The following is a 20,284-nucleotide window of genomic DNA, read 5'->3' on the forward strand; positions in this document are numbered from 1 at the left end:
CTGGGCGATGAGGGTGGCGGCGGTGGAGCCGGGGTCCGCGGTCACGACTTGCCTCCCGAGAGGAGCTGCTGTACGGCCGGGTCGGTGAGGCCGAGGAGGACCGCGGGCCAGAGTCCGGCGAGGACGGTGAGCGCCACGAGCGGGGTCCAGGCGGCGGCTTCGTACGGCTGGATGTCGGCGAGCCGGCGGGTGGTGGCAGGAGCCGGCGGGGCTGGTGAAGCGGTGGAGGCCCGGGACGTGTCCGGGGCGGCCGGGGCGGGTGGGGCGCCCGGCGTGGCCGGGGACCGCCCCTCGGGGACCGGCCGGGGCGGGGGCGCGTACTCGCCCATGCAGACGCGACGGACGACGATGAGCATGTACGCGGCAGTGAGCAGGGTGCCGAACGCGCCGATGGCCATGAAGGTGCGGAACGCGGGGCGGCTGAGCCCGTCCGCCGGGGCGTACGCGCCGAACAGGGTGAGCATCTCGCCCCAGAAGCCTGCCAGGCCGGGCAGGCCGAGCGAGGCGATGGCGGCGAAGGCGAGCAGCGCGCCGAGACGGGGTGCGCGGCCGTAGAGGGCGGCTCCGGTCGCTCCGGCGAGCGTGTCGAGGTCGGCGGTGCCGTAGCGGTCCTTGACCGCGCCGACCAGGAAGAACAGCAGGCCGGTGATGAGGCCGTGGGCGATGTTGGCGAAGAGCGCTCCGTTGACTCCGGTGGGGGTCATGGTGGCGATGCCGAGCAGGACGAAGCCCATGTGGCCGACGGACGAGTAGGCGATGAGCCGTTTGAGGTCGCCCCGGGCGCCGGTACGGGCCAGGGCCAGGCAGGCGAGGGAGCCGTAGACGATGCCGACGACGGCGAACGCGGCGAGGTAGGGCGCGAAGGTCCGCATGCCGTCCGGTGCGACGGGGAGAAGGATCCGGACGAACCCGTACGTTCCCATCTTCAGCAGGACGCCGGCCAGGAGCACCGAACCGACCGTGGGAGCGGCGGTGTGGGCGTCGGGCAGCCAGCTGTGCAGCGGCCACATCGGGGTCTTCACGGCGAGGCCGAGACCGATCGCCAGTACGGCGGTGACCTGCACGGACGTGGTGAGGCCACGGCCGTTGTCGGTGGCGAGTGCCACCATGTCGAAGGTGCCGCTCTTCAGTCCGATGAGGAGGAGGCCCAGCAGCATGACGACCGAGCCGAGCAGCGTGTAGAGGATGAACTTCCAGGCGGCCGCCTGCCGCCGGTCGCCGCCCCAGCGGGCGATGAGGAAGTACATCGGGATGAGGACCATCTCGAAGGCGAGGAAGAAGAGCAGCAGGTCGAGGACGGCGAAGGTGGCGAGGGTGCCGGACTCCAGGACGAGGACGAGGGCGACGAACCCCTTCGGGGAGGGGCCCGCGGGCAGCTTGAAGTAGCTGTACAGCGCGCAGAGGAAGGTCAGCAGCGCGGTCAGGACGAGGAGGGGGAGCGAGATGCCGTCGACACCGAGGTGGATGCGGACGTCGAGCGCCGGGATCCAGCTGATGTCGGTGGTCGCCTGCATCGTGGCGGGCCGGTCGTGGTCGAAGCAGGCGGCCAGGACGATCGCTGCGACGAGGACGGCCCCGGTGACGGTCACGCCGTGGCGGAGCACGGCCTGGTCGGGGTTCTTGCCCTTGAGGCCGGGCGGGGCGGGGAGCAGGGCCGCGGCGGCGCCGAGGAGCGGGGCGACCACGATGAACGCCAGAAGGAACTGCATCACGGACGGGCTGATATCGATCACGGTCACGACCCCGCGTTGACGTTGGCGAAGACGACGGCGGCGATCGTCAGGACGAGGGATCCGGCGAGCAGGGCGCTGACGTAGGTCTGCACGTTGCCGGTCTGGGCGCGGCGGACGGCGGCTCCCAGAAGGCGGGTGGCGGCGCCCGTGCCGTTGACGTAGGTGTCGACGACCGCGCGGTCCAGGAAGCGGACGAGTCGGGCGGCCCCCTGGACGGGCCGGACGAACAGCGCGGTGAAGAGCGCGTCGAGGTGGAATCCGGTGGCGGCGTGGCGGTGGAGGGGCCCGAGGAGGAGCCTGCCGGGGTCGGCCGGGTCGGGGGCGGCCCCGATGGTGCCGTAGACCGCGGTGTGGGACGTCATCGCCTCGGCTTCCACCAGGGCGGGTTCCGCGCCGGGGTGGGCGGCCACGGCGCCGAGGGGGGTGCGGGCGGCGAGGGCGGTGGTGTGCCGCCAGGCGCCGTAGGTGACGAGGCCGCCGACGAGCGTGACGCCGGTGGACAGGACGGCGGTGGTGAGGGACGGGGTGAGGCCGTGGCCGTCGAACCAGTCGTCGAGCAGGCCGGCGGTGAGGCCGAATCCGATGGTGGGGACGGCCAGGATCCATAGGACGGAGGTCATGGCGAGGGGTTGCTTGCCGTGGTCGGGGGCGTCGGCCCCGCGGCCTCGGAAGGCGAGGAGCCAGAGGCGTACGGCGTAGGCGGCGGTCAGGGCGGCGGCGAGGAGCCCGGCGACCAGGATCGTCCAGCCCGCGGCGGCCGGGGCGACGGTCCGGTCCCCCAGCGCGGTGTGCTCGGCGGCGACGAGGACGGCTTCCTTGGAGAAGAAGCCGGCGAACGGCGGGATGGCCGCCAGCGCGAGGAGCGCGACGGTCATCGTCCAGTAGGCGTCCGGGATGCGGCGGGCGAGACCGCCCGTCCGCGACAGGGCGGCCAGGGAGTTGGTGCCCGCGGCGTGGATGACGACGCCCGCGGCGAGGAAGAGGACCGCTTTGAACGCACCGTGCGAGATCAGGTGGAAGACGGCCGCGCCCCGGTCGCCGACCGCGAGGGCGCCCGCCATGTAGCCGAGCTGGCCGATGGTCGAGTAGGCGAGGACGCGTTTGATGTCGTCCTGGGCGAGGGCGGCCAGCCCGGACCCGACCATCGTGAGGGCGGCCATCACGGCGAGGACGACGAGGGCCGCCCCGGAGGCCGCGAAGACGGGCAGCAGGCGGGCCGTGAAGTAGATGCCGGCGGCGACCATCGTCGCCGCGTGGATGAGGGCGGAGACGGGGGTGGGGCCGGCCATCGCGTCGGGCAGCCAGATGTGCAGGGGGAACTGGGCCGATTTGCCCGCGACGCCCGCGAGGAGCAGCAGGGCGATGAGGGTGGGGTGGTCGAGTCCGCCGTTGCCGACCGCCGCGAGGATCTTGGTGATGCGGAAGCTGCCGGTGTCGGCGGCGAGGGCGAACAGGCCGATCAGGAAGGGGACGTCGCCGAGCTTGGTGACCAGGAACGCCTTGAGGGAGGCGGCGCGCGCCTCGGGCGTCTCCCAGTAGTGGCCGACGAGGAAGTACGAGCAGATGCCCATGACTTCCCACCCGACCAGGAGCACCATCAGGTCGCCGGAGTAGACGACCAGGAGCATCGCGGCGGTGAAGAGGGAGACGAGGGCCGCGTAGGAGGGGTAGCGGGCGTCGTCGCGGAGGTAGGCCGTGGAGTAGAGCTGGACGCAGGTGGCGACGGCGGTGACGAGGACGGCGACCAGGACGGCGAAGCCGTCGAGGTGCAGTGCCAGGTCGATCGGGACCGATCCGGTGGGCGTGAGCTGGGTCGCGGCGTCCACGGCCCGGCCGCCGCCCTGGCGGACCGCGACGAGCACCGCGAGTACGGCGGCGGTGAGGGTCGGAAGGATCGCCAGCGGGCGGACGAAGCCGGGGGCGGTGCGGCCGAGGGCGAGCCCGGCGAGTGCGCCGAGGAACGGGAGGAGGGGGACGAGGGCGGCGAGGGTCGTGGTGGTCACGCGGTGGCCCCTGCCTTCTTCGTCGTGCCGGTGTTCCCGCCCGCCCGGCCGGAGGGCGTCGCGGGGGTGTCCGTACCGCTGCCGCCGTTCCCGGCGTCGTCGGTCCCGGTGGTCTCGGGGAGCGTTTCGGCCTCGTCGGTCTCGGCGGTGTCGCGGAGCCGGTCGATGTCGGAGGTGCCCCGGTTGCGGTGGACGGCCAGGACGATCGCGAGGCCGATGCCGATCTCGGCGGCGGCGATGGCAATGGTGAAGAGGGTGAGGGCCTGACCGGAGTGGAGGGTGTCGCGCAGCCAGACGTCGAAGGCGACGAGGTTGAGGTTGACGGCGTTGAGCATCAGCTCGACGGACATCAGGACCAGGATCGCGTTGCGGCGGGCGAGCACGCCGTAGAGGCCGACGCAGAAGAGGAGGGCGGCGAGGACGGCGGGATAGGCGAGGTGCATCAGTTCCGCCCCTCCTGACCGGGCGCGCCGGAGGGGCGGGGGGCGCCGGCGCGGGATGCGCCGGGCGCGCGGGGGGCGCGGGGGCGGGCCGGGGAGTCCGTGCCGGCGCCGGCGCCCGTGTCCGTGTCCGTGTCCGTGTCGCGTTTGCGGGACAGGACGATCGCACCGACGAGGGCGGCGAGCAGGAGCACGGAGAGCGCTTCGAAGGGCAGGACCCAGTTGCGGAAGAGGAAGGCGCCGGTGGCCTCGGTGGAGCCCTGGGCCGGCCCGTCGAGCTCGATCCACGTGGTGCGGAAGGCGTCTGCCACGACCCAGACCAGGGCCGCCGCAGCGGCGGCGGCCACTCCGAGGGCGACCCCGCGGTTGCCCGAGTCGGCGTCCGGGGAACGGCCGACGGGGGCCCGGGTGAGCATCAGGCCGAACAGGAGGAGGACGACGATGGAGCCGACGTAGATCAGTACCTGCACCCAGGCGATGAACTCCGCCGTGAGGAGCAGGTACTCGACGGCCAGTCCGCCGAGCGCGACGACGAGCCAGAGCGCCGCGTGCACGAGTTGCCTGGTCGTGACGGTGATGACGGCGGCGCCGAGGGTGACGAGGCCGACGAGGAGGAACGCGATCTCGACGCCGGACGGGGAGAGGAAACCGGGGTGGTCGCCTGCGGCCCCGGTGGCGAGCGCGGCGGCCTCGGCGGTGGCCGCGGCGGTGGCGTGGAGCGCTGTCACGGGGTCCCCCCTCCCTTCTCGTCCCGCTGTTCCCGCTGTTCCGGTTCTGTCCGCTGCTTCTGCTGCTGTTCCCGGGCGAGCTGGTCGGCGAGTTTGTCCGCTGTCTTGCGGGCGGCGGCGATCTCCTTCGGCTCCTCGGCGGCGGGGTCGAGGGCGGGTGGCTCCGGCACGGTCCACATCCACGCGCGGAGCTTGTCGCGCTCGTGGGTGAGTTCGTGGATGTCCGTCTCCGCGTACTCGAACTCGGGCGACCAGAACAGCGCGTCGAAGGGGCACACCTCGATGCAGATGCCGCAGTACATGCAGAGGGAGAAGTCGATGGCGAAGCGATCGAGGACGTTCCGGCTGCGCTCGCGCCCGCCGGGGGCGGCGGGCGGGGTGGTCTCCTTGTGGGAGTCGATGTAGATGCACCAGTCGGGGCACTCACGGGCGCAGAGCATGCAGACCGTGCAGTTCTCCTCGAACAGCCCGATGACACCCCGGGTGCGGGGGGGAAGTTCGGGCTGGGTGTCCGGGTACTGCGCGGTGACGGTCTTCTTCGTCATCGTGCGCAGCGTGACGGCGAGACCTTTGGCCAGGCCGGATCCGGGGAGCGGGGGCATCAGTCGATCGCCACCTTCACGATGCCGGTCAGCGCGATCTGCGCGAGGGCGAGCGGGACGAGAACGGTCCAGGCGAGTTTCTGCAACTGGTCCTCACGCAGACGCGGGTAGCTGACGCGCAGCCAGATGACGACGAAGGCGAGAACGGCGGTCTTGAGCAGCGTCCAGAGCCAGCCGAGTCCGTCGGCGCCGAACGGACCGTGCCAACCGCCCAGGAAGAGAACGGCGGTCAGGGCGCACAGGACGACGATGCCCGCGTACTCGGCGAGGAGGAACAGGGCGAAGCGGAGACCGGTGTACTCGGTGTACGCGCCGAAGATGATCTCGGAGTCGGCCACCGGCATGTCGAACGGGGGGCGCTGGAGTTCGGCGAGGCCGGCCACGAAGAAGACCAGTGCGCCGACGATCTGCCAGGGCAGCCACCACCACGCGAACGCGTCGAGGATGCCGGTGAGCGAGACCGTACCGGCGGCCATGGCCACGGAGGCGGCGGCCAGGAGCATCGGCAGTTCGTAGGAGAGGAGTTGCGCGGCGGTACGGAGGCCGCCGAGGAGGGAGAACTTGTTGGCGGAGGCCCAGCCGCCCATGAGCGACCCGAGGACGCCGATGCCCATGACGGCGAGCACGAAGAAGATGCCCGCGTCGACGACCTGGCCCGCCGTGCCGGGGCCGACCGGGATGACCGCGAGGACGAGGAGGTACGGGAGGAGGGCGACGGCGGGGGCGAGCTGGAAGACACGGCGGTCGGCGGCGGCCGGGACCACGTCCTCCTTCTGCGCGAACTTCACGCCGTCCGCGACGAGCTGGGCCCAGCCGTGGAAGCCGCCCGCGTACATGGGGCCGAGCCGCCCCTGCATGTGGGCCATCACCTTGTGTTCCGTCTGGCCCACGAGGAGAGGGGCGACCAGGAACACGACGAAGACGATGGCCAGACGGAGGGCGACGTCGAGTACGTCGTTCACTCGGGATCGCCTCCGGCGGGGTGGTCCGGGTCGGAACGCTCCGGGGCGCGCTGCTCCGGGTCGGGGTGTTGCGGGTCGGGCGGCCCTGAGGAGGACTGCCGCGGGGCTCCGGATTCCGGTTCGGAGCGTTCCGGTTCGGAGCGTTCCGGTTCACGGTGTTCCGGTTCGGGGCGCCCCGGAGAAGGCTGCCCCGCTCGGCGGTCTTCCGGTTCGGGGCGTTGCGGGGCGGGCTCGTCGAACGCCGGACGGGCGTCGTGCCACGGGGCGTCCGTGCTGCGCACCCGGCGCGGGGGCCGCGGAGCTCTGTCGGGCGCGCCCGAGGCGGGACTCGGCTCTCCACCGGGTGCACCCGGGGCCGGGCCCCCGGTGGGCTGCTGACTGGCCGAGCCGTCCGCGGCGGAACGGGAACGACGGGGCCGGGCCGCCGGAGGCGGTGTCGAGGCGTCCGGGCCCCGGTTCTGGCTGGCTGAACCCTCCGCGGCGGAACGGGAACGACGGGGTCGGGCCGCCGGAGGCGCTTCCGGCGTCGGGGAGGCCGTTTCCTGCGTCTGCGGGGTCGCTTCCGAGATCGCCGGGGTCTCGGCTCCGGTCTCCGTGCGCCTCGTGGCGCCGGTGGCCGCAGGGGCGCCCGCTCCGGGCGCCGTACGCGCATCCGTGTCGGGCTCCGTCCGCGTCTCGGCACCGGTCGTCGCGGGGCGTTGGGCCGCCGATCCCTCGCTCGCGCTGCGGGTGCGGCGCGGCGGGCGGTCGGCCGCGGTGCGGGCGGCGCGGGCCGGGCGGGCCGCCGCCGGGGGGAGCTGTCCCTTCAGGGGGCCCCATTCGTTCGGGTCGGGGACGCCCGGAGGGAGCATCGCGCGGCGCTTGGGCCCGGTGTGTCCGTCCGCCGGCTCTCCCGGTTCCTTCGCTCCCGGCCACGCCTTGGCGACGCGCGCGGCCAGGACGAAGTCCTTGCGCAACGGGTGGCCCTCGAAGCCCTCCGGCAGGAGCAGCGGTACGAGGTGGGGGTGGCCGTCGAAGGCGACGCCGAACATCTCGTGCGTCTCGCGCTCGTGCCACGCGGCGCCCGCGTACACGTCGACGGCGCTGGGCAGGACGGCCGCGTCGTGCGGCACGGTCGTCCGTACCATCAGCCGTCGTACCCTCCCCGCCCCCAGAGCCGCGACATGGACGCAGACGCGGAAGCCGACGCCCGGCTCGTCCACGGCGCTGAGCCAGTCGAAGTAGCTGCAACCGAGTTCGTCGCGGGCGGTCCGCAGCGCGGTGAGCCAGGCCGCGGCGGGGACGTCGACCGTCAGCAGGTCGTACGCCGACTCCGCCGCGGACCCGTCGCCGAACAGGCCGACGACCGCGTCCGGCAACCGGTCGTACGCCTCGGCCGCATCGGAGGCGGATGCCGTGCGGCGGTCGCGGTCGCTCATCGCGCCCCCTCCTCGTCCGAGGTCTCGGCCCGGGTCTCGGCCGGGGTCTCGGCCGGGGCCTCCTGCGGGGTTCCGTCCGCTCTCGGGGCCGCGACGGGCTCGTCCGGCCCCGGCTCCGCGACGGCTGTGCCGGCCGACGGTTTCGGCGCAGTGATCAGACTGCTGCGCAGGGCCGCGGTGGACGGCCCGCCGCCGGGCGTGCCCGGGGCGTACCGCTCGGCGAGCGATTCGCGGGCGATCTTCTCCTGGAGTTTGAGGATGCCCTGGAGCAGCGCCTCGGGCCGGGGCGGGCACCCGGGGACGTAGACGTCGACGGGGATGATCTGGTCGACGCCCTTGGTCACGGAGTACGAGTCCCAGTAAGGGCCGCCGCAGTTGGAGCAGGCGCCGAAGGAGATGACGTACTTCGGCTCGGGCATCTGCTCGTACAGCCGCTTCACGGCCGGGGCCATCTTGTCCGTCACCGTGCCGGACACGATCATGAGGTCGGCCTGGCGGGGGCCGGGGGCGAACGGGATCACGCCGAGGCGGATGAAGTCGTGGCGTGCCATGGACGCGGCGATGAACTCGATGGCGCAGCAGGCGAGTCCGAAGTTGAAGACCCAGAGGCTGTAGCGGCGGCCCCAGTTGAGGACGACCTTCATCGGCTCCGGCGCGAGCCGGGAGAGCACGCCGAGCCGCTTGGGCTCGGGGAGCGGGACCGCCTCGGACGGCGGCGGGGTCACGGGCGGCGACGGAGCCGGCGGCGGGGCCGGGGGCTCCTGCGACGCGGGGGTCGGCCGGCTCGTCAGGCCCATGCGAGGACGCCCTTCTTCCATGCGTAGAGCAGTCCCACGGCGAGGAAGCCGAGGAAGACGAACATTTCGACCAGGGTCGCCGCCCCGTATCCGGGCGCCGCGAACACCGTGGCCCAGGGGAACAGGAAGATGGAGTCGACGGCGAAGATCACGTACAGGAACGCGTAGACGTAGTAGCGGACCTGCGTGTGCGCCCAGCCCTCGCCGACCGGATCGACGCCGCACTCGTAGGTGAGCAGCTTCTCCGGGGTGGGGACGACGGGGCGCAGCAGACGCCCGGCCCCGAAGGCCACGGCGACGAACAGGACGCCCACCACGGCCAGCAGCCCGATGACGGAATAGCTCCGGAAGTACTCCGAGGCGGCGAGTGCGGTGAACCCGTCCCCCACGCCGGTCACGTCCGTAACGTCGGCCACGTCCGCCCCTCGCTCCCTCGTCGTCCGCGTCTGTCCCGCGTACCCGTGCTGTCCCACTCACCTGTTCCGTACGCACGGGAGTCTAGGGCCTGCCAAACGGGGCGTAAGCAGCCGCGTCGGGCACCGGGTGGGGTTATCCCTACTTCGCCCCCACCCACGAGCCCCATGGCGCGCGCGGGGACCGCCCGGCAGGCTGTGAGTATGACCATGAGCCCTCCCCCGCCGGCCTCCGACCGGTTCCCGCCCGCCCGCTTCGCCCTCGACCGGTGGACCTGGCGCGAGGTCGCGCATCTGCTCACCGACCTGCCGGTGGCCGTCGTCGGGTTCGTGTACACGGTCCTCGTGATCGGCGTCGGCGCCGGGCTGTCCGTCACCGTGATCGGCCTGCCGCTGCTGGTCGGCGGCCTCCAGGGCGGCCGGCTGCTGGGCCGTCTGGAGCGATGGCGGGCGAGGCGGATGCTCGGCGTACGGGTGGAGGAGCCGAGTCCGCTAGGGCGCGGCCACCGGGCGGAGGGGGTCTTCGCCCGGCTGTGGGCGGGGCTGAAGGACCCGGTGGGCTGGCGGGCGTTGCTGTACGGGTTCGTCCGACTGCCGTGGGGGGTGCTGACGTTCGCGGTGACGCTGGTGGGCCTCCTCGTCCTGTGGCCGGTGCTGCCGTTCATCGCGCGGGGGCTGACGACGGTGGACCGGGCGATGGTGCGCGGACTGCTGTCGCCCTCGGACGAGTTGGAGCGGCGGATCGCCGAGCTGGAGTCGGACCGGGGCGTGGTCGTGGACACGGCCGCCGCCGATCTGCGCCGTATCGAGCGCGACCTGCACGACGGGGCTCAGGCCCGGCTGGTCGCCCTCGCCATGGGGCTCGGGCTGGCGAAGGAGAAGCTCGCCGACGACCCGGAAGCCGCCGCCCGCATGGTGGAGGAGGCGCACGGCGAGATCAAGGCCACCCTCAAGGAGCTGCGCGACCTGGCCCGGGGCATCCACCCCGCCGTCCTCACCGACCGGGGCCTGGACGCCGCACTCTCCTCGATAGCCTCTCGTTGCACGGTCCCGGTCACCGTCTCGGTGAGGCTGCGGGAGCGTCCGGCGGAGGCGATCGAGGGCATCGCGTACTTCACGGTGTCGGAGCTGCTGCAGAACATCAGCAAGCACAGCGGCGCGCGGTCGGCCTCCGCCGAAGTGTGGCGTTCGGCGGACCGGCTGTTGCTCCAGGTCAGGGACGACGGCTGCGGCGGCGCCCGGCTGAGCGGCGGCACGGGGCTGGCGGGGCTCGCCGAGCGCCTGGACGCGGTCGACGGGGTGCTCGTCCTGGACTCGCCGGTGGGCGGCCCGACCACCGTCACCGCCGAGCTGCCCTGGCGCGTCCGGTCCCCCGAGCGCACGCCCACGGGACCCTCCGGCCTCAGGGCCTCCTGACCACCCGAGCGCGGGGGGGGTGGGGAAAACCCCCGGTCGGATACGGAGAAGGGCCTCATGGTGCGGAAGGCCGCCGACCAGCACCCTTGAGGAGGAACGGTGAGCACAGCCCCCACGCACGGACCACGAAGACAGAGACAGAACGGACGGGACTCATGGCCACGGCATACGGACCGGACACGCGGGACCGGGAGCATCAGGGGCCCGGCACCGGCTTCGGGGTGAAGGCCCCGGCACCGCACTTCCTCCCGGCGCCGCTGCGTGCGCCCTTGGAGGCCCGTGCCTGGCGCGAGCTCCTGTACACGCTGTTGAGCTTTCCGCTCAGCGTGGTGATGTTCTCCTTCTCGATCACCATGGTGTCGATGGGCGCGGGTCTGCTGGTCACCTTCATCGGGATACCGGTCCTCGCGGCCGGGCTCGCCGTCTGCCGCGGCTTCGGAGTGCTGGAGCGGCACCGGGCGCGCGGTCTGCTGGGGGTGGAGGTGGGGGATCCGGAGCGCGTACAGGGCAAGACCGGCGGTCCGATGGCCTGGATGGGCGCGATTCTCAAGAGCGGGGTCTCCTGGCGGCATCTGCTGTACACGCTGCTGCACTTCCCGTGGTCCACGTTCACCTTCGTGGTGGCGATCACGCTCTGGTCGACCGGCCTGACGACGCTGACGTATCCGCTGTGGTTCTGGCTGTTTCCGGTGTTCGGGGGGCAGGGCGGCCTCCAGCTGTACGGGGACGACACCCACCGGGAGTATCTGGACTCGCCCTTCGAGCTGGCGGTGGCCGGAGGGGTCGGGCTGGTGCTGGTGATGGTTACGCCGTGGATCGTGCGCGGGCTGTTGTCGGTGGACCGGCTGATGGTCACCGGCCTGCTGGGCCCGTCCCGGTTGGCCACCCGGGTCACCGAGCTGGAGTCGGACCGGGGCGTGGTCGTGGACACCGCCGCCGCCGACCTGCGCCGTATCGAGCGCGACCTGCACGACGGGGCCCAGGCCCGGCTGGTCGCCCTCGCCATGGATCTGGGGCTGGCGAAGGAGAAGCTCGCCGACGACCCGGAAGCCGCCGCCCGCATGGTCGACGAGGCGCACGGCGAGGTGAAGGTGGCCCTTCAGGAGCTGCGCGATCTGGCCCGGGGCATCCACCCCGCCGTCCTCACCGACCGGGGCCTGGACGCCGCGCTCTCCTCCATAGCCTCCCGCTGCACCGTGCCTGTGCAGGTCGAGGTGGATCTGGACGCGCGGCCGGCGCAGGCGATCGAGGGCATCGCGTACTTCACCGTCTCGGAGCTGCTCCAGAACATCAGCAAGCACGCCCGGGCGACCAGGGCCACGGTCGACGTGTGGAGGGCGGCCGACCGCCTGATGCTCCAGGTCACGGACAACGGCAGGGGCGGGGCGTCACCGGCGGCCGGCGGCGGCCTGGCCGGACTGGCGGAGCGGTTGGACGCCGTGGACGGGGTCCTCGTGGTCGACTCCCCGCCCGGCGGCCCGACGACGGTCACGGCCGAGCTGCCCTGGCGAGGCTGACCCGCGGGCGTACCTCCGCGCCCCGACTCCCCACCCCCTCTCCCTCCCCCCCGCCTTCCTTCCCTCTCCCGCTCGTCTCCCCTCCCCCGCTTCGTCTCCCTTCCCTCTCCCGCTCGCCTCCCTCCCCTCCCCTGTTCCTCTCGGCCCCCGCCCTTCCCCTTCCCCTCCCCCTCGCCTCTCCCGCTCTCTCGGTGTACGTACGCTCCGTCGCACCCGGCCCTCTCTCGGCTCGGGTGCGGCGGGGCGTACGGCTGTCGGCCTGCGGGAGGTAGGGCAGCCGCGCACATCGGGCGGCCCCGGGTTATCCACAGGCTTCTCCAGCAGTCCCTCTGTCCTGGGATGCTTGGGCGGTCGGGGCGTGGTGCGCAGCGGTCGGGCGTGGTGCGTAGGGGGTCGCGGAGAGCGCGGCATATTCGGAGCAGTGGGGACTGGCAGTCGTGGAGAACGTGAAGAACAGAGTGCGTGTGGTCATCGCCGAGGATTCGGTCCTGCTTCGGGAGGGACTCACCCGTCTGCTCACCGATCTCGGGCACGACGTGGTCGCCGGGGTGGCGGACGCGGAGGCGCTGCTCAAGAAGGTGGCGGAGCTCGATGCCCAGCAGGCGCTTCCCGATGTGGTGGTCGCCGATGTACGGATGCCGCCGACGCACACCGACGAGGGGGTGCGCGCGGCGGTGCGGTTGCGGAAGGACTATCCGGACATCGGGGTGCTGGTCCTCTCCCAGTACGTGGAGGAGCAGTACGCGACCGAGTTGCTGGCGGGCAACAGCAACGGGGTGGGCTATCTGCTGAAGGACCGGGTGGCCGAGGTCCGTGAGTTCGTGGACGCCGTCGTCCGGGTGGCGCGGGGCGGGACGGCGCTGGACCCGGAAGTGGTGGCGCAGTTGCTGGGCCGCAGCCGCAAGCAGGACGTGCTGGTCGGGTTGACCCCACGCGAGCGGGAGGTCCTCGGTCTGATGGCCGAGGGGCGGACGAACTCCGCCATCGCCCGGCAGCTCGTGGTGAGCGACGGGGCGGTCGAGAAGCACGTCAGCAACATCTTCCTGAAGCTGGGGCTCTCGCCCAGCGGCGGGGACCACCGACGCGTCCTGGCCGTGCTGACCTATCTGAACACCTAGGGAGCCGGCAGCCTGCCGGGGAGGGGCGAGGCGGGGCGAGGCCGAGGCCGGGCGCCGGACGGCAGCGTCCGGACGCCTCCTGCACGAACCGGACGCACAGGCCCCCGCGCCCACCGGACGGGCAGACTCCCCCCATCGGCCAGACGCACAGGCCCCCCGCGCCGACCGGACGCGCAGGCTCCCCCCATCAGCCGGACCCGCAGGCTCCCCGGATATGTATCGGGCGCACCGTGGGGGTGCGGGGGCGTTTCGGGAGCGCTTCGGGGGCACTGCGAGGGCCCGGGAGTGTCCGCCGTCCGCCCCAGGGGCACTCCTTGATCGAGGAGGCCCGAGAAAAGGGGGCCTTGGGAAGGGGTCGAAGAGGCGGGAGGGGGCGGGTCGGGAAGGACCTAGGGCTAAAGACGCAGGGGGCGAGTCCTTCCATCGTGCGCTTAAGCGGCTGACAAAAGGTGCTGAACCCAACGAAAAGGGTGTCTCAAAACAGCGTCCACCATATGATCGATCCCTGGGAGTCCACTTACGCGGACGTAGGGTGGCCTCGGGGATCGCCGGCTGGCCGGACGGTTCCGAACAGCCGCCCCAAGGGAGGTCCAGTTCAGTGACGAGCCAGGTCAGTAGCGCGGCGGAAAAGGCCGATGGGGCCAACGACGCCGTCCTCGGGGGTCAGCGGGCCCCCCTGTCAGGTACGACGGGCGCCACGGGCGGCGACGGGAAGGAGGTCCGCCGCCTGGACCGGGTGATCATCCGCTTCGCGGGTGACTCGGGTGACGGCATGCAGCTCACGGGTGACCGGTTCACGTCGGAGACGGCGTCGTTCGGCAACGATCTGTCCACCCTGCCGAACTTCCCCGCCGAGATCCGCGCCCCCGCCGGCACCCTGCCGGGCGTCTCCTCCTTCCAGCTCCACTTCGCGGACCACGACATCCTCACGCCGGGCGACGCCCCGAACGTGCTGGTCGCGATGAACCCCGCCGCCCTGAAGGCGAATATCGCGGATGTGCCGCGTGGCGCGGAGGTCATCGTGAACACGGACGAGTTCACGAAGCGGCCGATGGCGAAGGTCGGGTACGCGACCAGTCCGCTGGAGGACGGCTCTCTGGAGGCGTACAACGTCCATCCGGTGCCGTTGACGACGCTGACGCTGGAGGCGCTGAAGGAGTTCGGGCTGCCCCGCAAGGAGGCCGAGCGCTCCAAGAACATGTTCGCGCTGGGTCTGCTGTCGTGGATGTACCACCGCCCGACCGAGGGGACGGAGGCGTTCCTGCGGACCAAGTTCGCGAAGAAGCCGCAGATCGCGGAGGCGAACGTGGCCGCCTTCCGGGCGGGGTGGAACTTCGGCGAGACCACCGAGGACTTCGCGGTCTCCTACGAGGTCGCCCCGGCCTCCCAGGCGTTCCCCACCGGCACGTACCGCAATATCTCGGGGAACCTGGCGCTGTCCTACGGCCTGATCGCCGCCGGACAGTTGGCGGACCTGCCGCTCTACCTGGGGTCGTACCCGATCACTCCGGCCTCGGACATCCTGCACGAGCTGTCCCGGCACAAGAACTTCGGCGTGCGGACCTTCCAGGCGGAGGACGAGATCGCCGGGATCGGTGCGGCGCTCGGCGCCGCGTTCGGCGGGTCGCTGGCGGTGACGACCACGTCCGGGCCGGGGGTGGCGTTGAAGTCGGAGACGATCGGCCTGGCGGTCTCCCTGGAGCTGCCCCTGCTGATCGTCGACATCCAGCGCGGCGGTCCCTCGACCGGGCTGCCGACCAAGACCGAGCAGGCCGATCTGCTCCAGGCGATGTACGGGCGCAACGGCGAGGCCCCGGTCCCGGTGGTGGCGCCGCGCACCCCGGCGGACTGCTTCGACGCGGCGATCGACGCGGCCCGGATCGCCCTGACGTACCGGACGCCGGTCTTCCTGCTCTCCGACGGCTATCTCGCCAACGGCTCCGAGCCCTGGCGCATCCCGGAGACGGACACGTTGCCCGATCTGAAGACCCCGTTCGCCACCGGCCCGAACCACACCGCCGCCGACGGCACCGAGGTCTTCTGGCCCTACAAGCGCGATCCCCGGACCCTGGCCCGCCCCTGGGCCGTGCCCGGGACGGCCGGCCTCGAACACCGCATCGGCGGGATCGAGAAGCAGGACGGCACCGGAAACATCTCCTACGACCCGGCCAACCACGACTTCATGGTCCGCACCCGGCAGGCCAAGATCGACGGCATCGAGGTCCCCGACCTGGAGGTCGACGACCCGGCCGAGGCGCGCACGCTGGTGCTCGGCTGGGGCTCGACGTACGGGCCGATCACCGCCGCCGTACGCCGTCTGCGCGCCGCCGGGGCGCCGATCGCCCAAGCCCACCTGCGCCACCTCAACCCCTTCCCGAAGAACCTCGGCGAGGTGCTGAAGCGGTACGACAAGGTGGTCGTCCCGGAGATGAACCTCGGACAGCTCGCGATGCTGCTGAGGGCGAAGTACCTGGTCGACGCCCACAGCTACAACCAGGTCAACGGAATGCCGTTCAAGGCCGAGCAGCTCGCCACGGCCCTCAAGGAGGCCATCGATGCCTGACACCGACGAACTGCGGCACAACGAACTGCTGCAGCTGGTGCCCAAGGCCGAGGCGAAGCAGTCCATGAAGGACTTCAAGTCCGACCAGGAGGTGCGCTGGTGCCCCGGCTGCGGCGACTACGCGGTGCTCGCCGCCGTCCAGGGCTTCATGCCGGAGCTGGGTCTGGCGAAGGAGAACATCACCTTCGTCTCGGGCATCGGCTGCTCCTCCCGCTTCCCGTACTACATGAACACCTACGGGATGCACTCGATCCACGGCCGCGCCCCGTCCATCGCGACCGGGCTCGCCACCTCCCGCCGCGACCTGTCGGTGTGGGTGGTCACGGGTGACGGCGACGCGCTCTCCATCGGCGGCAACCACCTCATCCACGCCCTGCGGCGGAACGTCAACCTGAAGATCCTGCTGTTCAACAACCGGATCTACGGGCTGACGAAGGGCCAGTACAGCCCCACCTCCGAGCTGGGCAAGATCACCAAGTCGACGCCGATGGGGTCGCTCGACGCGCCTTTCAACCCGGTCTCCCTCGCGCTCGGCGCGGAGGCGACGTTCGTGGCCCGGACCGTCGACTCCGACCGCAAGCACCTCACCGGCGTGCTGCGGGCCGCCGCCGAGCACCCGGGCACGGCGCTGGTGGAGATCTACCAGAACTGCAACATCTTCAACGACGGCGCGTTCGAGGTGCTCAAGGACAAGGAGCAGGCCGCCGAGGCGGTCATCCGCCTCGAACACGGACAGCCGATCCTCTTCGGTTCCGCCGAGCCGAAGGGCGTCGTCCGCGATCCCGCCACCGGCGACCTCAAGGTCGTGGCCGTCACGGAGGAGAACCGTTCCCAGGTGCTCGTCCACGACGCCCACGCGGAATCGCCCACGACAGCGTTCGCGCTGTCCCGGCTCGCCGACGCGGACACCCTGCACCACACCCCGATCGGGGTGCTGCGCAGTGTCGAGCGACCGGTCTACGACACCCTGATGGCGGACCAGCTGGACGCCGCCGTGGAGCAGAACGGCAAGGGTGACCTCGCCTCCCTCCTCGCGGGGGCCGACACCTGGACGGTCGTCGGCTGAGGCCGGACGGCGACCGCCCGCCCGTCCGTCCGAGGCCCGGGCCCGAACCCTCCGAGGGTCCGGGCCCGGGCCTCGTCGTATGCGGACCGAGCGGCCGGCGCCCGGCTCCGGCCGCGCACCGCCCCCACCTCCCGCTGCCCTTGACCGCGCACCGCCCCGACCCCCCGCCCCCCTGCCCACGCCCCCGCTGCCCCCGCCCCCCTTCGCCCCGGCCGCGTGCCGCACGCGCCACGTTCACCCCGACTGTCATGAGCGTTTCCGTGAGACGGCTATGACACGGAGCCCTTCCGGCGCTACCGTCGTCCCGTCGGCGGATCGGCCGACGCGGGCGGGCCGGGAGGGCACACGGTGGAGGGGAAGAACGAACAGCGGGCTGGCCTGCTGTACGGAATCGGCGCGTACGTGATGTGGGGGCTGGTCCCCCTCTTCTGGCCGCTGCTCAACCCGTCCGGGGCGATCGAGATCCTCGCCCACCGGATGGTGTGGTCGCTGGGTTTCGTCGCCGTCGCCCTGCTGGTCGTACGCCGCTGGGCCTGGATCGGCGAACTGGCCCGGGACCGGCGCAAACTCGGCCTGATAGCGGTCGCGGCGGCGACGATCACGGTCAACTGGGGCCTCTACATCTGGGCCGTGATCAACGGGCAGGTCGTCGAGGCGTCGCTCGGCTACTTCATCAACCCGCTGGTCACCATCGCCATGGGCGTCCTGCTGCTGGGCGAACGGCTGCGGCCCGTCCAGTGGGTCGCCGTCGCCACGGGCCTGGCGGCGGTCCTCATCCTGTCGATCGGGTACGGCAGGCCGCCCTGGATCTCCCTGGTGCTGGCGTTCTCCTTCGCGACGTACGGCCTGGTGAAGAAGAAGGTGAACATGGGCGGCCTGGAGTCCCTGGCCGCCGAGACCGCCGTGCTCTTCGTGCCCGCGCTCGGCTTCCTGCTCTGGCTCGCCGCCAGCGGGAAGTCCACGTTCACGACGGGCGGGGCGGGGCACGGGTTCCTGCTCGCCGCGACCGGCATCGTCACGGCGGTGCCGCTGATCTGCTTCGGCGCGGCGGCGGTCCGGGTGCCGCTGTCCACGCTGGGGCTGCTCCAGTACCTGGCCCCGGTCTTCCAGTTCGGGCTGGGCGTCCTCTATTTCAAGGAGTCGATGCCGCCCGAGCGGTGGGCCGGGTTCGCGCTGGTCTGGCTGGCACTGTCGCTGCTGACCTGGGACGCGTTGCGGACCGCCCGGCGCAACCGGGTGCTGGCGGTGAAGCTGCTGGCGACGGCCGCCGCGGCCCCGGCAGCCGCGCCCCCGGCGACGGCCGCGCGACCGGCCCCGACCACCGCCTCGACACCCGCCGGGAGCCCGGCGACAGCTGCGGACTCCACACCGACCGGGACTCCGGCTGCCGCGTCCTCCACGGCCTCCTCCACGGCCGGCCCCACGGCCGGGGCCCCGGATCCCACCCCATAAAAGATTACCTAGTTGCTTTTCTTACTTGGTTAAGTTTTCCTGGTGTCGCACGGGCATGGGGAGCACGACCGAAGGAGAGCCGTGGGGATGACCGACGTACTCATCGTGGGAGCGGGGCCCACCGGACTGGTACTGGCCTGCGATCTGGCCCGGCGGGGCGTCGCCGTACGGATCGTGGACCGGTCCCCCGTTCCCCCGCGCACCTCGCGCGCCAAGGGCCCCAACCCCCGGTCGCTGGAGATCCTGGACGACCTGGGGGTGGCGGAGGAGGTGCTCGCCGCCGGTTCGACCCCGCCGCCGATGCTCAAGTACCGCGACCGCGCCCCCGTCGAGGAGGCCGATCCGTGGGCAGACCTTTCACCGTCCCCGGACGCCCTCTACGACCGGCCGTGGCTGATCGCCCAGTGGCGGCTGGAGGAGATCCTGCGCGGGCGACTGGCCGGGTACGGCGTCCGGGTCGAATTCGGCCGCGAGGTCGTGGGGCTGACGCAGGCGCCGGACGACATGGGCGGCACGGACGGCACGGACGGCACGGACGAGATGAACGACGCGGACGGCGGGGGCCGTGTCGAGGTCACGCTCGCCGGGCGGAGCGAAGGGCAGGGGGCAGGGCAGAGGGCAGGGCAGGGCGTAGGGGCGGGAGAGGGGGCGGGCGCCCGGGCGCGGTACGTCGTCGGCTGCGACGGCGCGCACAGCTCCGTACGGAAGCTGCTCGGGATCGGGTTCGCGGGGACCACCCGGGAGGACCAGGTGATGGTCTGCGGCGATGTCGACCTGGCCGAGGGCGCCCTGGACCGCGGCGTCTGGCACCAGTGGTTCGACGAGGACGGTGCGGTGATGCTCTGCCCCATCCCCGGTACGCGGACGGGCTGGTGGTTCCAGGCCGGTCCCGAGCGGGACGGGCGGGGCCGGCCGCTCGCGCCGACCGCCGACGGGTTCCGGCGGCTGCTCGCCCGCCACACCGGCCTGCCCGGCGGGGCCCTCGTCCGGGCCGAGCTGCTGTCGACGTACCGGGTCAACGTGCGCATGGCGGACCGTTTCCGTGCGGGGCGGGTCTTCCTGGCGGGCGACGCGGCGCACGTGCACCCCGTCGCGGGCGGCCTCGGGATGAACACCGGCATCCAGGACGCGTTCAACCTGGGCTGGAAGCTGGGCCTGGTGCTCGGCGGCCATGCGGACCCCGCCCTGTTGGACACCTATGAGGAAGAACGCCTTCCGGTGGCCGCCCGGACGCTGGACCTCACCTCGGAGCGGCTGCGGGCCACGCTGGAGGCGATCCGCCGACCCGGCGGCGGTCTGGACGCGGCGATCACCGCGGACACCACCGGCCTGGACGTCGGCTACCGCTGGAGCAGCCTGGCCGCCGCCGTTCCGCAGGCAGGTGGGCGGGCCGGGAAAGGCGTCGGGGAGCGGGTCGAAGGGCGGCGCCCGCTGCCCGGCGACCGTGCGCCGGACGCCCCGTGCACGGACGCCGCGACGGGGGCGCGCACCCGCCTGCACCACGTCTTCGCAGGTTCCCGGACCGCGGTCCTCGGCTTCGGTCCCGGGAGCGCGGCGGTGCTGCGCGAGGTGGCGGAGGCGTACGGCGAGGCGGGCGTACGCACCTGCCGGGTGTACGCGGTGCACGAGAACCGGCCGGACGGCCATCGGGGCGGCACGGAAGCCCCAGCGGCGCCGTGCGCGGTGATCGACGACGGGGGCCACGCGGCGGCGGCGTACGGAACGGGAGCCCCCGGAGGCCCGGGCCCGGCACCGGACCCGACCACGGGTGCGGGCACCCCTGACCGTGCAGCCGCCGGTACTGATACGGCTCCCGGTGCGGATGCGGGCGCTGGTACGGAGGCGACCGCCGGTGCGGGCGCGGCTGCCGGTGCGGGGGCGGGTCCGGGCACCGTCGTGGTCGTCCGCCCCGACCACCACGTGGGCCTTCTCGTCCCGGCGGACGACGCCCGATCCGTACGGGAGTACCTGCGCCGGTTGCACGGAACGGGCCGCTCCGCCCAGCGGTTCGCGGACCGGTTCCCGGACACGGTGGACGCCGTGCGGTAAAGGCTGA

16 protein-coding genes are annotated in these 20,284 nt (G+C 72.5%); 7 read left to right on the top strand and 9 right to left on the bottom strand.

The window, feature by feature from the left end:
* Positions 1 to 41 precede the first annotated feature (41 nt).
* The 9 genes from AMK24_RS03985 to AMK24_RS04025 are packed head-to-tail and all read right to left on the bottom strand — an operon-like array spanning position 42 to position 9,099.
* Positions 42 to 1,739 carry an NADH-quinone oxidoreductase subunit M gene (locus tag AMK24_RS03985; RefSeq protein WP_199876355.1) on the bottom strand — a complete coding sequence of 566 codons (1,698 nt, stop codon included), beginning with the start codon at positions 1,737 to 1,739 and terminating at the stop codon, positions 42 to 44.
* Complete coding sequence (locus AMK24_RS03990) at positions 1,736 to 3,736, bottom strand: NADH-quinone oxidoreductase subunit 5 family protein (RefSeq protein WP_073764953.1); 2,001 nt, start codon at positions 3,734 to 3,736, stop codon at positions 1,736 to 1,738. Before AMK24_RS03990 ends, AMK24_RS03985 begins: the two co-directional genes overlap by 4 nt.
* Positions 3,733 to 4,179 (bottom strand): NADH-quinone oxidoreductase subunit NuoK, encoded by a 447-nt coding sequence (gene nuoK / locus AMK24_RS03995; protein ID WP_073764955.1) that lies wholly within the window; start codon positions 4,177 to 4,179, stop codon positions 3,733 to 3,735. The genes AMK24_RS03990 and nuoK overlap by 4 nt, the downstream gene beginning before the upstream one ends.
* Positions 4,179 to 4,904, bottom strand: coding sequence for an NADH-quinone oxidoreductase subunit J family protein (locus tag AMK24_RS04000; RefSeq protein WP_073764957.1), 726 nt, complete (start codon positions 4,902 to 4,904; stop codon positions 4,179 to 4,181). The genes nuoK and AMK24_RS04000 overlap by 1 nt, the downstream gene beginning before the upstream one ends.
* Positions 4,901 to 5,506 (bottom strand): NuoI/complex I 23 kDa subunit family protein, encoded by a 606-nt coding sequence (locus tag AMK24_RS04005; RefSeq protein WP_073764959.1) that lies wholly within the window; start codon positions 5,504 to 5,506, stop codon positions 4,901 to 4,903. The genes AMK24_RS04000 and AMK24_RS04005 overlap by 4 nt, the downstream gene beginning before the upstream one ends.
* A complete protein-coding gene (locus tag AMK24_RS04010; protein ID WP_073764961.1) occupies positions 5,506 to 6,468 on the bottom strand; it encodes a complex I subunit 1/NuoH family protein in 963 nt (320 codons plus the stop codon). The genes AMK24_RS04005 and AMK24_RS04010 overlap by 1 nt, the downstream gene beginning before the upstream one ends.
* On the bottom strand, positions 6,465 to 7,886 hold the full coding sequence (locus tag AMK24_RS04015) for an NADH-quinone oxidoreductase subunit C (RefSeq protein ID WP_073764963.1): 1,422 nt from the start codon (positions 7,884 to 7,886) through the stop codon (positions 6,465 to 6,467). Before AMK24_RS04015 ends, AMK24_RS04010 begins: the two co-directional genes overlap by 4 nt.
* On the bottom strand, positions 7,883 to 8,683 hold the full coding sequence (locus AMK24_RS04020) for an NADH-quinone oxidoreductase subunit B (RefSeq protein WP_242434899.1): 801 nt from the start codon (positions 8,681 to 8,683) through the stop codon (positions 7,883 to 7,885). The genes AMK24_RS04015 and AMK24_RS04020 overlap by 4 nt, the downstream gene beginning before the upstream one ends.
* A complete protein-coding gene (locus AMK24_RS04025) occupies positions 8,674 to 9,099 on the bottom strand; it encodes an NADH-quinone oxidoreductase subunit A (protein WP_073764965.1) in 426 nt (141 codons plus the stop codon). Before AMK24_RS04025 ends, AMK24_RS04020 begins: the two co-directional genes overlap by 10 nt.
* Positions 9,100 to 9,300: 201 nt before the next feature.
* On the opposite strand from AMK24_RS04025, the gene AMK24_RS04030 reads away from it, so the two are divergent.
* The 7 genes from AMK24_RS04030 to AMK24_RS04060 all read left to right on the top strand — a co-directional run bounded on the left by AMK24_RS04030 (position 9,301) and on the right by AMK24_RS04060 (position 20,277).
* Positions 9,301 to 10,512, top strand: coding sequence for a sensor histidine kinase (locus tag AMK24_RS04030; RefSeq protein ID WP_073765661.1), 1,212 nt, complete (start codon positions 9,301 to 9,303; stop codon positions 10,510 to 10,512).
* Positions 10,513 to 10,667: 155 nt separating this feature from the next.
* Complete coding sequence (locus AMK24_RS04035) at positions 10,668 to 12,029, top strand: sensor histidine kinase (RefSeq protein WP_073764967.1); 1,362 nt, start codon at positions 10,668 to 10,670, stop codon at positions 12,027 to 12,029.
* 458 nt (positions 12,030 to 12,487) lie between these two features.
* Positions 12,488 to 13,147, top strand: coding sequence for a response regulator transcription factor (locus AMK24_RS04040; protein WP_073765663.1), 660 nt, complete (start codon positions 12,488 to 12,490; stop codon positions 13,145 to 13,147).
* A gap of 598 nt (positions 13,148 to 13,745) precedes the next feature.
* Positions 13,746 to 15,710: a 2-oxoacid:acceptor oxidoreductase subunit alpha gene (locus AMK24_RS04045; protein WP_073764970.1), complete on the top strand. Its 1,965-nt coding sequence runs from the start codon at positions 13,746 to 13,748 to the stop codon at positions 15,708 to 15,710.
* Positions 15,703 to 16,776: a 2-oxoacid:ferredoxin oxidoreductase subunit beta gene (locus AMK24_RS04050; protein ID WP_073764972.1), complete on the top strand. Its 1,074-nt coding sequence runs from the start codon at positions 15,703 to 15,705 to the stop codon at positions 16,774 to 16,776. Before AMK24_RS04045 ends, AMK24_RS04050 begins: the two co-directional genes overlap by 8 nt.
* A 348-nt stretch (positions 16,777 to 17,124) precedes the next feature.
* Positions 17,125 to 18,228, top strand: a complete 1,104-nt coding sequence (rarD, locus tag AMK24_RS04055; protein ID WP_073764975.1) for an EamA family transporter RarD — start codon at positions 17,125 to 17,127, stop codon at positions 18,226 to 18,228.
* 87 nt (positions 18,229 to 18,315) lie between these two features.
* The gene (locus AMK24_RS04060; protein ID WP_079190409.1) at positions 18,316 to 20,277 is read left to right on the top strand and encodes an FAD-dependent monooxygenase; all 1,962 of its coding nucleotides are present in this window, start codon (positions 18,316 to 18,318) and stop codon (positions 20,275 to 20,277) included.
* Positions 20,278 to 20,284 lie beyond the last annotated feature (7 nt).

Origin of the sequence: Streptomyces sp. CB02366 (assembly GCF_001905905.1) — a bacterium.
In the GTDB taxonomy this organism is placed as follows: domain Bacteria; phylum Actinomycetota; class Actinomycetes; order Streptomycetales; family Streptomycetaceae; genus Streptomyces.

Bases quoted from the DNA above. Each gene is read 5' to 3' on its own strand.
- nuoK (WP_073764955.1), bottom strand. From the start codon at position 4,179: ATGCACCTCGCCTATCCCGCCGTCCTCGCCGCCCTCCTCTTCTGCGTC.
- AMK24_RS04005 (WP_073764959.1), bottom strand. From the start codon at position 5,506: ATGCCCCCGCTCCCCGGATCCGGCCTGGCCAAAGGTCTCGCCGTCACG.
- AMK24_RS04015 (WP_073764963.1), bottom strand. From the start codon at position 7,886: ATGAGCGACCGCGACCGCCGCACGGCATCCGCCTCCGATGCGGCCGAG.
- AMK24_RS04020 (WP_242434899.1), bottom strand. From the start codon at position 8,683: ATGGGCCTGACGAGCCGGCCGACCCCCGCGTCGCAGGAGCCCCCGGCC.
- AMK24_RS04030 (WP_073765661.1), top strand. From the start codon at position 9,301: ATGACCATGAGCCCTCCCCCGCCGGCCTCCGACCGGTTCCCGCCCGCC.
- AMK24_RS04035 (WP_073764967.1), top strand. From the start codon at position 10,668: ATGGCCACGGCATACGGACCGGACACGCGGGACCGGGAGCATCAGGGG.
- AMK24_RS04050 (WP_073764972.1), top strand. From the start codon at position 15,703: ATGCCTGACACCGACGAACTGCGGCACAACGAACTGCTGCAGCTGGTG.
- AMK24_RS04060 (WP_079190409.1), top strand. From the start codon at position 18,316: ATGACCGACGTACTCATCGTGGGAGCGGGGCCCACCGGACTGGTACTG.